Raw genomic sequence first — 13853 nt, 5'->3', positions numbered from 1 at the left:
TGAAGCGCGCCCATGTGACGACGACGCCGGAGACCGTCCCGGCGCGCTGACATCTGTCGTGAAACGAAGCCCCGGGCGAGCGCCCGGGGCTTCGTCGTTGGTCGCTCGCCTTTCCCGAAGCGAGGAGACCGCCATGCTCGACCACCAGTCCGACCAGCACCGGCCCGACCACCGCCGCCTGGGCCGCGAGCTCGACCTGTTCGACACCGACCCGCTGATCGGCAAGGGCCTGCCGTTCTGGCTGCCGGCGGGCGCCGCGGTACGGCACGCGGTGGAGGACTACGTCCACCGGGCCGAGCGGCGCGCCGGCTACCGGCACGTCCACTCCCCCGTCATGGGAAAACGCGAGCTGTACGAGATCTCCGGCCACTGGGCGCACTACCGCGAGGACATGTTCCCGCCGATGACCGTCGGCGGCGAGGAGTTCGTGCTGCGGCCGAGCCTGTGCCCGCACCACGCGCTGATCTTCCGGTCCCGGCCGCGCAGCCATCGGGACCTGCCGCTGCGCCTGGCCGAGCTGGGCGGCATGCACCGCGCCGAACTGTCGGGGGTCCTCGGCGGGCTCGCGCGGGTGCGGGCCGTCCAGCTCAACGACGGCCACGTGTTCTGCGCCGCCGAGGACGCGGGCCGGGAGGTGGCGGCCGCGCTGGCGATGATCGAGGAGGCCCACCGGGCGCTGGGCGTCACCGCCTCCGGTCACCGGCTCTCGCTGCGGGGCGGCGGGGGCAAGTACATCGACGACCCGGCCATGTGGGGACGGGCCGAGGCGATCCTGCGCGGGGCGCTGGAGGAACGCGGCCTGCCGTACGAGGAGGCGGCCGGGGAGGGCGCCTTCTACGGCCCGAAGATCGACGTGCAGGTCACCGATCCGGCCGGGCGCGAGTCGACCCTCTCGACTGTGCAGGTGGACCTGTTCCAGCCGGGCCGGTTCGGCCTGGAGTACATCGGCCCCGACCAGCGCATGCGCCGGCCGGTGATGGTGCACCGCAGCGTGGTCGGCAGCCTGGAGCGCCTGGTCGCCCACCTGATCGAGCTGTACGGCGGGGCGTTCCCGGCCTGGCTCGCCCCGGTCCAGGTGGTGGTGCTGCCGGTCTCCGAGGCCGAGTTCCCCGCGGCCGCGGACTTCCTGCGCTCGTGCGAGGAGGCGGGGCTCCGTGGCGAGCTGGCGGGACCGGAGCACGGCACCCTCGGGGCCCGGGTCAGGGCGGGCAGGCTGGTGCCGTACCAGGCGGTGGTCGGGCCGAGGGAGGCGGCGGCCGGGCAGGTCTCGCTCCGCCTGCGCGACGGCTCCCGCCTGGAACCGCGCCCCGCCGCCGAGGTGGTCGCCCTGCTCCTGCGGGAGGCGGCCCCTCGCTGACGCGGCACGGGTGGCGAGGCATCACACGGGTAATACCCCATAGGGCGTGAAAGCACACAAAAGGCATGCGGTTCTGGGGGAGGGGATCATCGTGGGAGCAGCCAGCATGGGCCGGACCGCATACCCGTCGGCTGCCGGGCTGCGGGACGGGCCGGTGGCCGACGGGCTGCATCGGCTGGTCCGCCTCACCGCCGCCTCGCTGCACGCCCCGGCTGCGGTCGTCTCCCTCAGCGACGGCGGCGGTCAAGTGGTGGTCGCCGCGACGGGCATCGACGACACGGCCAGGCCTGTGACGGCGTCGGTGTGCGCGCGTGTCGCGGCCCGTGACGCGGCATCGGTCGTCACCGACGCCCGCGTCGGCCGGCGTGAGCGGGCGGCGCAGGGGAAGGGCGCGGCCGCCTGGGCGGGGTTGCCGCTGCACGACGCCGACGGGCGCGTGCTGGGAACTCTGTGCGCGCTCGACACCCGGCCGCACGTGTGGGACGCGGCGCAGCTGGCACTGGCCGATGATCTGGCACACCTGGCCGAGGACGAGATCGTGGCCCATCGGCAGGTCTACCGGTTGCGTGCGGTCCTGGAACACGCCTACGAAGCGGTGGTCGACATCGACGCCGCCGGGCGGATACGCACCTGGACCTCGGCGGCCGAGCAGCGCTTCGGCCGGTCCGCGGCCGAAGCGCTGGGCCGGCCGCTGGGTGAGCTGGTCTTCGTGTCCGCTTCGCGGCCGACCTGGCAGTACGCGTTGCAGCAGGTTCGCGCCGACGGCACGGACGTGTCCGTGGAGGCGACGCTGTGCGACCGCGACGGACGGGCCTTCCCCGCCGAGGTGAGCGTCCGCACCGGCATCGCCCCCGTCGCAGCCGACGGGTTCGGCGGGCAGGCCGGGCCCGTGCTGTCGGTGTGCGTGCGCGACATCAGCGACCAGCAGGCCGCCAAGCAACTGGAGGAAGAGCGCACCTTCCTCCGCGCGCTGCTCGACAGCCTGGACGTGGCGGTGATCGCCGCTGCCCCCGATGGACGCGCGGTGTTCGCCAGCCGGACCATGCGGCAACTGCACTCCCACGCGCCGCTGCCTCCCACCATCAAGGGGGCGGCCGCGTCCCTCCACCTGTTCGAGGCCGACGGGCGCACCCCGCTGCGCGACGAGCAGACCCCCCTGGCCTGCGCCCTGGCCGGCCAGTACCTGCAGGGCCGGCAACTCGTCACCCGCCCGCCCGGCCAGACCTCGCGCTACCTGTCGGTCAACGCCCGTCCCATCACCGGTGACGACGGCCGGACGCTGGGAGCGGTGATCGCCGTGCACGACATCACCGCCCAGCGCCGCACGCAGATGCTTCGCCAAGCCCAGCACTCGGTTGCCCAGGCGCTGGCCGAGGCCGCCGACAGCGAGCAGGCCGCCACCGGAGTGCTGGCGGGGGTGGTCCAGAGCCTGGGCTGGGTGTGCGGCGAGTACTGGGAGGTCGAGATCGGCGGCGACGCCATCACCCGGCTCGCCTCCTGGAACACCCCCGGATGGGATGTGTCGCGCTTCACCGGCGACCGGACGCTCACCTTCGAACGCGGCCACGGGCTGGCAGGCCTGGTGTGGGCGCGCGGCGAGGCGATGTGGTCGGCCGACCTGCCGGCCGACCGGCGCGACGTCACCCGCATCCGGCAAGCCCTCCAGGCGGGGCTGCACACCGCGATCGGACTGCCGGTCCACAGCGGGGGCCAGAAAGTGCTGGGCGTACTGACCTTCTTCACCGACGCCGTCCAGGAACCCGATGCCGACCTGACGGACATGCTGAAGGGCATCTGCGCCCAGATGGGCCGTTACCTGGAACGCCGCCACGCCGAGGAGCTCACCGTCGCCCTGGCCGAGAACCGCCGCCAGTTCGAACGTCTCGTCGCCCAGGTCAACGACAACATCTGGACCGCGGAGATCATGGCCGACGGCAAGGCCCGGCCGGTCTACATCAGCGCCTCCGGCCTGGGCGTGCTGGGACAGCGGGTCGCCACCGAGAGCGACGACATGATCGACTTCCTGACCCGCCTGGTGCACCCCGAGGACCGGCCGGCCTTCGACGCCTACTGCCGCACGCTGCGCGGAGGACGGCCCGCCCAGCTGGAATACCGGCTCACCGGCCTGGACGGCCGCACGCGGTGGATCTGGACCCGCGCCCTGCCCCGCCGCGAAGGGGAGCGGTTGTTCGTCGACGGCGTCTCCACCGACGTCACTTCCCGCCACCTCATCGCCGAAGAGCGGGAACGCCTGCTGGCCCGGCAGCAGGAGCAGGTGCGGCGACTGCGCGAGCTGGATGCGATGAAGGACGAGCTGATGGCGCTGGTCACCCACGAGCTGCGCAATCCCATCGGCGCCATCCGCGGCTACGCCGAGATGCTCGCCGACGATACCGGCCTCACCTCCGGGCAACGGCGCTTCGTCGAGGTCATCGACCGGAAAACCGCCCATCTGCAGCACCTGGTCGACGACCTGCTGGAGCTGGCCCGCTTCGAATCCGGCTGCATCGCCCTCACTCCGCAGCCGGTGGCGCTGGGCGAACTGGTCGCCGACGCCGTCGTCGAGCACCGGCCCGCCGCCCAGGCCAAGCGGCTCACCGTCACGGCCGAGGTGGCCGGCGAGCCCACCGTGCACGGTGACCCGGTCCGGCTGCGCCAGGTGCTCGACAACCTGCTGTCGAATTCGATCAAGTACACCCCCGGCGGCGGCAGCGTCGCCGTCACCGTCCGCAGCGACGACAACGGCGGTGGCGGGGAGGACGCCCGTCCTCAGGTCGTGCTCAGCGTCGCCGACTCCGGCATCGGCGTCCCTCCCGAGCAGTACGACCAGCTGTTCACCCGGTTCTTCCGCGCCTCCACGGCCCTCGATGCCGGCATCGAGGGCACCGGCCTGGGATTGTCGATCACCAGGGCCATCGTGGAGGCGCACGGCGGCGCCGTCGCCGCCGCCCCGGGTGCGCAGGGCGGCACCGTCTTCACCGTCCGCCTGCCCGCCGCCCCCGTGGCGTCGTCCTCGCACTGACGGCGTCGGGCCGGGGCCGGGGGTGCCGGAGGCGCACGTCGCAGGTCCGCCTGCTCCGAGATCCCCGTGGATGTCCGTCCCTGCGCGTTCCACTCGGCCTGTCACACCTCTTGTTTTCCCACACACTCGGGTGTAAACAAATGGGAAACAACATGGAAATGGCGGTGAATCACAACTATGTACGCCGAGGAGCGGCAGCAGGAGATCCTGCGGCGCGCGCGGGAGGCCGGGCGGGTCGACGTGGTGACGCTGGCGGAGGAGTTCGCCGTCACCACCGAGACCATCCGCCGCGACCTCACCGCGCTCGAGCGCGCGGGTGTGCTGCGGCGGGTGCACGGCGGCGCCATCCCGGTGGAGCGGCTGGGCTTCGAGCCGGCCCTGGCCGCCAGGGACGAGGTGATGACCCAGGAGAAGGAGCGCATCGCCAAGGCCGCCCTCGGCGAGCTGCCGGACGACGGGGCGATCATCATCGACGCCGGGACGACCACCGCCCGGCTGGTCCAGGCCCTGCCCGCCGACCGGGAGCTGACGGTCATCGTCAACTCCCCGCCCCTGGCCACCGTGCTGGCCGTCCGGCCCAACCTGAGCGTGATCATGCTGGGCGGCCGGGTCCGCGGGCGGACGCTGGCCACCGTCGACGACTGGGCCCTGCGCCCGCTGGCCGGTCTGCACGTGGACGTGGCGTTCATGGCGACCAACGGCTGCTCGGCGGCCAGAGGGCTGACCACGCCCGACCCGGCCGAGGCCGCGATCAAGCGGGCGATGATCGGCGCGGCCCAGCGCAGCGTGCTGCTGGCCGACCACACCAAGTTCGCCAACACCTACCTGGCCCGATTCGCGGACCTGCCCGAGATCGACGTCGTGATCACCGATACCGGCCTGGACGCGGCGATCGCGGCCGACATCGCGGCGGCCGGGCCCGAGGTGGTGCGGGCGTGATCGTCACCCTCACCATCAATCCCAGCCTGGACCGGACGATCGAGGTCGGGTCCCTGACCCGCGGCGCGGTCATCCGCGCCGCCGCGGCCCACCTCGACCCCGGCGGCAAGGGGGTGAACGTCTCCCGCGCGCTGCTGGCCAACCGGGTGCCGTCCTGCGCGGTCGTGCCCTTCGGCGGCGACGAGGGCAGGCGGCTCGTCACCCTCCTCTCGGCCGAGGGCATCGACATGGTGACCGTCCCGGTGACCGGACCGACCCGGTCCAACGTCGCACTGGCCGAGTCCGACGGCACGGTGACGAAGGTCAACGAGCCGGGCACGGCCCTGTCCGCGGCCGAGTTGGACGCGGTGGCCGAGGCGGTGCTCGGCGCCGCGCGCTCGGCGGACTGGGTGGTCGCCTCCGGCAGCCTGCCCCCGCGGGTCCCGGCCGACCTCTACGCCCGGCTCTGCCGCCGCTTCGCCCGCGCCGGGATCCTCGTCGCGGTCGACACCAGCGGGCCCGCCCTGACCGCCGCACTGCCCGCCGGACCCGCGCTGGTCAAGCCGAACCGCGAAGAGCTCGCCGAGGCGACCGGCATGGCGATCACCACGCTCGGCGACGCGGTCGAGGCGGCGCGCAGGCTCCGGGCGATGGGCGCGCGCACGGTCCTGGCCAGCCTCGGCGCCGACGGCGCGGTCCTGCTCCAGGATGACGGGACCTGGTACGGCGAGGGCCCGGTCTCCGAGCCGCGCAGCACCGTCGGAGCCGGCGACGCCATGCTGGCGGGCTTCCTGGCCGCCGGGGCCCGCGGTGAGGAAGCCCTGGCCGAGGCGCTGGCCTGGGCGAGCGCCGCGGTGGCGCTGCCCGGCAGCCGGATGCCCGGCCCCGCGGACATCGCCGCCGTCCGCCGCGACCGCATCCGCACCTCCACCGCCGACCCCGCCCTGCCGCTGCGGCCCGGGGGCTGACAGCGCCGCACCACCACCCCCCTGACCGGTCCCCCCGCCGGTCGCCCCGGAAGGAGCACCACCATATGACCACCGACTACACCCCGGCCGTCCGGGGAACCGGGATGAGAGCCTCCATCCAGCGCTTCGGCGGGCACCTCGCCGGGATGATCATGCCGAACATCGGCGCCTTCATCGCCTGGGGCCTGATCACCGCGCTCTTCATCCCCACGGGCTGGCTGCCCAACGAAAGCCTCGCCGCCCTCGTCGGCCCGATGGTCACGATCCTGCTTCCCGTGCTGATCGGCTACACCGGCGGACGGATGGTCCACGGCCAGCGCGGCGCCGTGGTGGGCGCGATCGCCACCATGGGCGTGGTCGTCGGCTCCGAGGTCCCGATGTTCCTCGGCGCCATGATCGTCGGCCCGCTCACCGCCTACCTGCTCAAGCTGGTGGACGGCTTCACCGAGCAGCGCACCAGGGCCGGCTTCGAGATGCTGGTGGACAACTTCACCGCGGGCATCGTCGGCGGCGCCATGGCGCTGCTGGGCGTGTGGGGCATCGGCCCCGTGGTCCGGGCGGTCACCGAGGCGGCGGGCGACGCCGTCGGCTGGCTGGTGGGCAACAACCTGCTCCCGCTGGCCTCGATCCTGATCGAACCCGCCAAGGTCCTGTTCCTCAACAACGCCATCAACCACGGCGTGCTCAGCCCGCTGGGCGTGGCCGAGGCCGCCGAGCAGGGCAGGTCCATCCTGTTCATGCTGGAGACCAACCCGGGCCCCGGCCTCGGGCTGCTGCTGGCCTTCCTGTTCTTCGGCCCCCGTGCGCTGCGCCCCAGCACCCCGGCCGCGATGATCATCCACTTCCTCGGCGGCATCCACGAGATCTACTTCCCGTACGTCCTCATGAAGCCGCGCCTGATCCTCGCCGTCATCGCCGGCGGCGCCGCGGGGATCCTCACCTTCCTCCTCACCGGCGGGGGCCTGGTGGCCCCGCCCTCCCCCGGTAGCGTCTTCGCCTACCTCGCGGTGACGCCCAAGGGCGGCTGGTTCGCCTCCGTCGCCGGAATCCTCATCGCCACCGCCGTCTCCTTCGCGGTCGCCGCAGTGCTCATGGGCTTCGGCCGGGGCGAGCGCGAGGCCCCCGAAGAGGACTCCGCCCAGGGGCCGGCCGAGCCCGCGACCCCGTCCACCAGCAAGGAGGCATGATCCGTGAGCGGCATCGAGCGCAAGGACATCCGCAAGATCGTCATAGCCTGCGACGCGGGCATGGGCAGCAGCGTCATGCTCGCCACCCAGGTCCGCAGGCAGCTCAAGGGAGAGGGGATCGAGGTGGTGCACACCCCGGTCAACTCCATCCCCGGCGACGCCGACGTGGTGCTCTGCCACGCCGGCCTGGCCGCCCGCGCCAGGGCCGTGATCTCCGCGAAGGCCCCGGACACCGTGCTGATCCCCTTCCAGGTCTTCATCGGCGACCCCGCGGTGACCCGGCTGATCGACGCGATCAAGAAGGGCGGGACCGTCGATGCCTGAGACGGCCCCGCTCCCCCTCGACCCGCGTGCCGTACGGCTGGACGCCACGGCCTCGGGCCGCGACGACGCCATCCTGCAGTGCGGCCGGGCCCTGCTGGAGGTCGGTGCGGTCGAGGCCCCCTACCTCGACGCGATGCTGGAGCGGGAACGCACGATCTCGACCTACGTGGGCGAGGGGGTGGCGATCCCGCACGGCACGCTCGCCGCCAAGGACGTCGTCCGCCACGACGCGATCTGCGTGCTCCGTTTCCCGGAGGGCGTCGACTGGGACGGCGAGCGGGTGACGGTCTGCGTCGGCATCGCCGCCCGCGGCGACGGCCACGTGCGGCTGCTGTCCGAGCTCGCCCGGATCCTGATGGACCCCGGCCGCGCCCGGGCCCTGCGCGAGGCCGCGGAGGTCGCCGAGGTGGTCCGGCTGCTGCAACCGATCGAGGAGGACCAGTGAAGGTCGCCCGTTTCCACGCCCCCGGCGACATCCGCATCGAGGACGCGCCCGAACCCGTGGCGGGCCCCGGCGAGCTGCGGATCCGCGTGCGGAACTGCTCGACCTGCGGCACCGACGCCAAGATCCTCAAGCACGGCCACCACCACATCAGGCCGCCGCGCGTCATGGGGCACGAGATCGCCGGTGAGGTGGTCGACGGGACCGGGCCCTGGGCGCCGGGCGACCGGGTGCAGGTGATCGCCGCGATCCCCTGCGGGACGTGCGGGGAGTGCCGCCGGGGCCGGATGACGGTCTGCCCGAACCAGGAGTCGATGGGCTACCACTACGACGGCGGCTTCGCCGAGTACATGGTGGTGCCCGCGAAGGTCCTGGCCGTGGACGGCGTCAACCGCATCCCGGACGAGGTCGGCTTCGCCGAGGCGTCGGTGGCCGAACCGCTCGCCTGCGTGCTCAATGGCCAGGAGCTGGCCCGGGTCGGCGAGGGCGACGACGTCGTCGTCATGGGCTCGGGTCCCATCGGCTGCCTGCACGTACGGCTGGCCCGCTCACGCGGGGCGGCCCGGGTCTTCCTGGTGGACGTCAACGCCGAGCGGCTGGAGACGGCCGCGGCGCTGGTGCTGCCGGACGCGGCCGTGCACGCCGAGGGCGGTGACTCCGCCGTGGAGCAGGTCCTCAAACTGACCGAGGGCCGGGGCGCGGACGTGGTCGTCACCGCGGCGGCCTCCGGGGCGGCCCAGGAGCAGGCACTGCGGATCGCCGCCCGCCAAGGGCGGATCAGCTTCTTCGGCGGCCTGCCCAAGGACGATCCGATCATCCGGTGTGACTCCAACCTGGTGCACTACCGGGAGCTGACCATCGTCGGAGCCAACGGCTCCAGCCCCGCGCACAACGCCCAGGCGCTGCGGCTGATCGCCGACGGGGCGGTCCCGGTCACCGACCTGATCACCCACCGGCTGCCGCTGCCCGAGGTACTGGACGGGATCGGCATCGTCAGCCGCGGCGAGGCCATCAAGGTCACCGTCGAGCCCTGACCCCGGACCGGGACCGTCCCCCGATCCCCCGAACCACTCCCGGAGAGGAGATCCCAAGATGCCGGAGAGGACAGTCACCGTCGCATCGCGCGCGGGCCTGCACGCCCGTCCTGCCAAGCTCTTCGTGCAGGCCGCGGCGGCCCAGGAGGTGCCGGTGCGCATCCGCGTCGGCGACGGCAGGCCCGTCCCCGCCACCAGCATGCTCGCCGTACTGGCGCTCGGCGTCGTGCGCGGGACGCAGGTCACCCTCGACGCGGAGGGACCGGGTGCGGAAGCCGCGCTCGACTCCCTGGCCGGGCTCCTCGCCCGCGACCTCGACGCCGAGGAGATCTCCGGTGGCTGAGACGAGCGGGTTCCCTGCACCCGGGACCGGACCCTCCCCGGCGACCGGGACGGAGCGGGGCCCGGCGACCGGGACACTGCGCGGTCTGGGCGTCAGCCCGGGACGGGCGGCCGGCCGGGTCTGCCGGATGGCGGGCCCGCCGCGCCTGCCGGACCCGATCGCGGTCGCCGACCCGGCCCGGGAGCTCGGCCTGGCGCTGCGCGCTCTGGAGACCGTCGCCGCGGAGCTGTCCGCGCGTGCGAAGAAGGCCGCGGACTCCGAGGCGGCCGCGATCCTGGACGCGCAGTCGTTCATGGCCGCGGACCCGGAGCTGCGCCAGACGACCGAGGAGAACGTCGCGGCGGGGATGGACGCCGGGCACGCCGTCGACGCCGCGTGCGCCCACCACCGGGAGGCGCTGCTGGCCGCGGGCGGCCACTTCGCCGAGCGCGCCGCCGACCTCGACGACGTCCGCAACCGGGCCGTCGCGGCGGTGCTGGGGCTGCCGGTACCCGGCATCCCCGATCCGGGCCACCCCTTCGTCCTGGTCGCCGAGGACCTCTCCCCCGCCGACACGGTGACCCTGGACCCCGGGACCGTGCTCGCCCTCGTCACCGAGAGGGGCGGGCCGACCAGCCACACCGCCATCCTGGCCCGCGCCCGCGGCCTGCCCGCCGTGGTCGCCTGCCGGGGCGCCATGGAGATCGGCGACGGGACGTGGGTCGCGGCCGACGGCACGACCGGGAGGGTCGAGACCGGCATCGGAGAGGAGACCGCCGCGGGCGTCCGGCGGGAGGCCGCCGCCGAGCGCCGCCGCCTGGCGGCGAGCTCCGGTCCCGGCCGGACCTCCGACGGCCACCCGGTCGAGCTGCTGCTCAACATCGGCTCGGCCACCGACCTGGGCGGCGGAGTGGAGGCCGAGGGCGTCGGACTCTTCCGTACCGAGTTCCTCTTCCTGGGCCGCCGGGACGCTCCCGGGTTCGAGGAGCAGGTCGCCGCCTACGAGGCGGTGCTGCGGGCCTTTCCCGGCGGCAAGGTCGTGATCCGCACACTCGATGCCGGGACGGACAAACCGCTGCCCTTCCTCGGCCTGCCCGAGGAACCCAACCCCGCGCTGGGCGTGCGGGGGCTCCGGGTCGGCCGGGTGCGGCCGGACGTGCTCGACGTCCAGCTCGACGCGATCGCCGAGGCCGCCCGGGCCTGCGGCTCGCGGCCGTGGGTGATGGCACCGATGGTGACCACCGCGGCCGAGGCGGCGGCCTTCGCCGTACGGGCCCGGGAGCGGGGGGTCACCCGCGTCGGGGCGATGGTCGAGGTCCCGGCCGCCGCGCTCTGCGCGGACCGGCTGCTGCGGGACCTCGACTTCCTCAGCATCGGCACCAACGACCTCAGCCAGTACGCCTTCGCCGCCGACCGCCAGCACGGAGAGCTCGCCGACCTGCTCGATCCGTGGCAGCCCGGCCTGCTCCGGCTGGTCGGCGGGTGCGTGCGGGCGGGCCGGGCTGTGGGCAAGCCCGTCGGAGTGTGCGGAGAGGCCGCGGCCGATCCCCTTCTGGCCACGGTCCTGGCCGGCCTCGGCGTCACCAGCCTGTCCATGTCGGCGCCGGCCGTCGCGGCGGTGCGCGAGGCGCTCGCCCGGCGCTCCCTGGCCCGGTGCGAGGCGGACGCCCGTATCGCCCTCGACGCCGACGACCCGGCGGTGGCGCGCGAGGCCGTGGCCCGGGAGGAGCCGGCGTAGACCACCGATCCCCTGAAGCCTCGCGGGAGGGAGACACCTGCCTCCGTTGGCGCTGACCGCCCGGCAGCCGGAGCCGGAGAAGATCGGATTCCATGCCTGAGAGGCGCTGCCCCTCCCGGCGGACGACGGGCGAGGGGCGGATCAGCCCGCGGAGGCCGTACGGACCGGGCCGAACACGGCGCGGGTGTCGATCACCTTGCCGAAGGGCGACCAGCGGCCGTCCTCGAACCTGGACAGCATCATCGACTCGATCGGGAAGCCGTCCCCGGGACCGGTGGAGAGTGTGATCCCGGGAAGCAGGGTGTCGACGGGCACGTCGTCGAGGTGGCGGACCGCCTCGCGCAACCCCTCGCGGGTGGGGCACCGCATCCGCTGGAGCGCCTTCACGAACGCCTGCGCGGCGGTCCAGCCGAACATGGCCTGCTGGCTGGCGGGATCCGCCTCGGGGGCGTACCGCAGCAGGCTCTCGCGGTAGGCCCCGACCGCGGGATCGTCCGCCCACTTCGGATCGGCGGCGTCCTTCTGGTAGGCGGCGCTCATGATCTCCCCCACCTTCCGCACGTCCACACTCGCCATCACGGCCGGAGAGACGGCCACGCTGTTGACGATGTGCAGGGGGTTCCAGGAGGTGATCGCGGCGTCGACGGCGAACGCCTGCGCGGCGAACTTGGGCGTGGTGACGCTCAGCAGGACGTCCGCACCCGAGGAGGCGAGGTTGGCGAGCTGCCCCTGCACGCCCGGATCGGTGACCTCGTAGCTCTGCTCCGCCACGACCCGCACCCCGCTGTCGCGGACCGCGTCGGCGAAACCGTCGCGCAGATCCCTGCCGAAGTCGTCGTTCTGGTAGAGCACCGCCACCGTGGCCTGCGGCGCGGTCTCCTTCAGGTACTGGGCGTAGACCCTGGCCTCGGCCACATAGCTGGGCTGGTAGCCGATGGTCCAGGGGTGCCCGGCGTCGACGCCCCACCGGGAGGCCCCGGTCGCCACGAAGACCTGCGGCACCCGGCGGCGGGCCGCGTAGTCGCGCACTGCCGCGGTCGACGGGGTGCCGACCGTCTGGAAGATCGCGAAGACCTCCTCCAGCTCCACCAGCCTGCGGGCTTCCTCCACCGCGCGGGCGGGCTGGTAGCCGTCGTCGCGGACGACGAACTCGATCCGCCGGCCGTCCACCCCGCCGCCGGCGTTGACGTAGCCGAAATAGGCCCGCACACCCGAGGCGATCGCCCCGTAGGCGGAGGCGGGCCCGGACAGCGGGTAGACGCCTCCCACCCTGATGGCGTCCCGGGTGATGCCGGTGCTCTGCTGCCCGGCGCAGGAGCCGGTGCGGACGACCTCGTCCGCACCGGCCAGACGGCACCCGCCCAGAAGGAGGGCCGGGAGGAGCACGACGACCGCCGGAAGCATCCGCGCTCCGGTTCCTCGCAGCATCCGCGCTCCGGTTCCTCGCAGCATCCGCGCTCCGGTTCCTCGCAGCATCCGCGCTCCGGTTCCTCGCACGGTCACTCCCTCCCGAGCCGGCGCGCCACCGCACCGGCGGCCATGCGCAGCAGCCCGGCCAGGCCGGCCGGGGCCGCGCAGACGACCAGGATGATCACCAACCCCGAGACGAGGCCCGGAACCGCGTCGCCGGCCCCCTGCGCAGCGGCCGGGACGAACGTCATGAAGATCGCGCCCAGCAGCGGCCCGGCCGGCGAGTCCGGCCCGCCGACCACCGCCGCGGCGAGCAGCACGATCGAGAGCGTCACGGTGAAGGAGTCCGGGGAGACGAACCCGACGACCCACGCGTAGAGCGTCCCCGCCACGCCCGCGTACATCGCGCTCCACGCGAACACGAGGGTCCGGTGGGCGGCGATCCGCACACCCAGGACCTCGGCCGCCTCGGGGTTCTCCCGGATCGCCGCCAGTGCCCGCCCGGCACGCGAGCCGAGCAGGTTGCGCACCGCCGCGAACGCCACGGCGGCCACGGCCAGCACCAGCAGGTACAGCCACTGATCGTCGGCGAGCCCGCTCCAGGACGGCGCGGACGGCGCGGACACGGACAGCCCCATCGAGCCGCCGGTCACGGCCCCGAACCTCTTGATCACAGGTGGCACGACGACGGCGATGGCCAAGGTCACCACCGCCAGATACACCCCGCGCAGCCGCAGGGCGGGCAGGCCGAGGGCCAACCCGAGCCCGAAGGCCAGCAGCGCCGAGAGCGGGAGGGCGACCGGGTGCGGCAGGCCGAGCGGGCCCGTCGCGACCGCCGGGACATAGGCGCCGAGCGCGAGGAACGCCCCGTGCCCCAGGGAGATCTGACCGCTCTGGCCGACCACGAGGTTCAGCCCGAGAAGGGCGACGCCGTACACGAGCACCATGGTCAGTTGGAAGACCCGGTACGGGTTCAGCAGGAACGGCACGGCGCACGCGGCCACGGCCAGCACCGCCAGCGTCAGCCGCGGCCAGGGCCACACCTGCCTGCGGTCCCCCGCCTCCCACCCGACCGCCAGCCTGCGCCTGCCGGTCCGCTCGGCGATGTTCACCCCGCCCTCACCCCGCCCT

General features: G+C 73.8%; 12 protein-coding genes. 10 read left to right on the top strand and 2 right to left on the bottom strand.

All coding sequences use genetic code 11. From position 1 onward, the window contains the following. Positions 1-133 precede the first annotated feature (133 nt). The 10 genes from thrS to ptsP all read left to right on the top strand — a co-directional run bounded on the left by thrS (position 134) and on the right by ptsP (position 11312). Positions 134-1357: a threonine--tRNA ligase gene (gene thrS, locus HS041_RS36435; protein WP_196445425.1), complete on the top strand. Its 1224-nt coding sequence runs from the start codon at positions 134-136 to the stop codon at positions 1355-1357. A gap of 106 nt (positions 1358-1463) precedes the next feature. Beyond that, positions 1464-4379 (top strand): PAS domain-containing sensor histidine kinase, encoded by a 2916-nt coding sequence (locus tag HS041_RS36430; RefSeq protein ID WP_196445424.1) that lies wholly within the window; start codon positions 1464-1466, stop codon positions 4377-4379. Positions 4380-4556: 177 nt separating this feature from the next. Continuing rightward, entirely contained in the window at positions 4557-5318 is a 762-nt protein-coding gene (locus HS041_RS36425) for a DeoR/GlpR family DNA-binding transcription regulator (RefSeq protein WP_196445423.1), read from the top strand. Beyond that, positions 5315-6265, top strand: coding sequence for a 1-phosphofructokinase (gene pfkB, locus HS041_RS36420; protein ID WP_196445422.1), 951 nt, complete (start codon positions 5315-5317; stop codon positions 6263-6265). Before HS041_RS36425 ends, pfkB begins: the two co-directional genes overlap by 4 nt. Positions 6266-6330: 65 nt before the next feature. Beyond that, positions 6331-7452 (top strand): mannitol-specific PTS transporter subunit IIC, encoded by a 1122-nt coding sequence (mtlA, locus tag HS041_RS36415; RefSeq protein ID WP_196445421.1) that lies wholly within the window; start codon positions 6331-6333, stop codon positions 7450-7452. 3 nt (positions 7453-7455) lie between these two features. Further along, complete coding sequence (locus HS041_RS36410) at positions 7456-7776, top strand: PTS lactose transporter subunit IIB (RefSeq protein WP_196445420.1); 321 nt, start codon at positions 7456-7458, stop codon at positions 7774-7776. Continuing rightward, on the top strand, positions 7769-8221 hold the full coding sequence (locus HS041_RS36405; protein WP_196445419.1) for a PTS mannitol transporter subunit IIA: 453 nt from the start codon (positions 7769-7771) through the stop codon (positions 8219-8221). The genes HS041_RS36410 and HS041_RS36405 overlap by 8 nt, the downstream gene beginning before the upstream one ends. After that, positions 8218-9252 (top strand): zinc-dependent dehydrogenase, encoded by a 1035-nt coding sequence (locus HS041_RS36400; RefSeq protein WP_196445418.1) that lies wholly within the window; start codon positions 8218-8220, stop codon positions 9250-9252. The genes HS041_RS36405 and HS041_RS36400 overlap by 4 nt, the downstream gene beginning before the upstream one ends. A 58-nt stretch (positions 9253-9310) precedes the next feature. Then, complete coding sequence (locus HS041_RS36395) at positions 9311-9595, top strand: HPr family phosphocarrier protein (protein ID WP_196445417.1); 285 nt, start codon at positions 9311-9313, stop codon at positions 9593-9595. Next, the gene (gene ptsP / locus HS041_RS36390; RefSeq protein WP_307845630.1) at positions 9588-11312 is read left to right on the top strand and encodes a phosphoenolpyruvate--protein phosphotransferase; all 1725 of its coding nucleotides are present in this window, start codon (positions 9588-9590) and stop codon (positions 11310-11312) included. The genes HS041_RS36395 and ptsP overlap by 8 nt, the downstream gene beginning before the upstream one ends. A 141-nt stretch (positions 11313-11453) precedes the next feature. On the opposite strand, the gene HS041_RS36385 is transcribed toward ptsP, so the two are convergent. Both HS041_RS36385 and HS041_RS36380 read right to left on the bottom strand, forming a co-directional pair. Then, positions 11454-12740, bottom strand: coding sequence for an ABC transporter substrate-binding protein (locus HS041_RS36385; RefSeq protein ID WP_230880264.1), 1287 nt, complete (start codon positions 12738-12740; stop codon positions 11454-11456). 71 nt (positions 12741-12811) lie between these two features. Then, positions 12812-13834, bottom strand: coding sequence for a branched-chain amino acid ABC transporter permease (locus tag HS041_RS36380; protein ID WP_196445416.1), 1023 nt, complete (start codon positions 13832-13834; stop codon positions 12812-12814). Positions 13835-13853 lie beyond the last annotated feature (19 nt).

This window comes from Planomonospora sp. ID67723, assembly GCF_015711605.1.
Lineage (GTDB): Bacteria > Actinomycetota > Actinomycetes > Streptosporangiales > Streptosporangiaceae > Planomonospora_A.
This window is presented reverse-complemented; position numbering and strand designations above follow the sequence as displayed.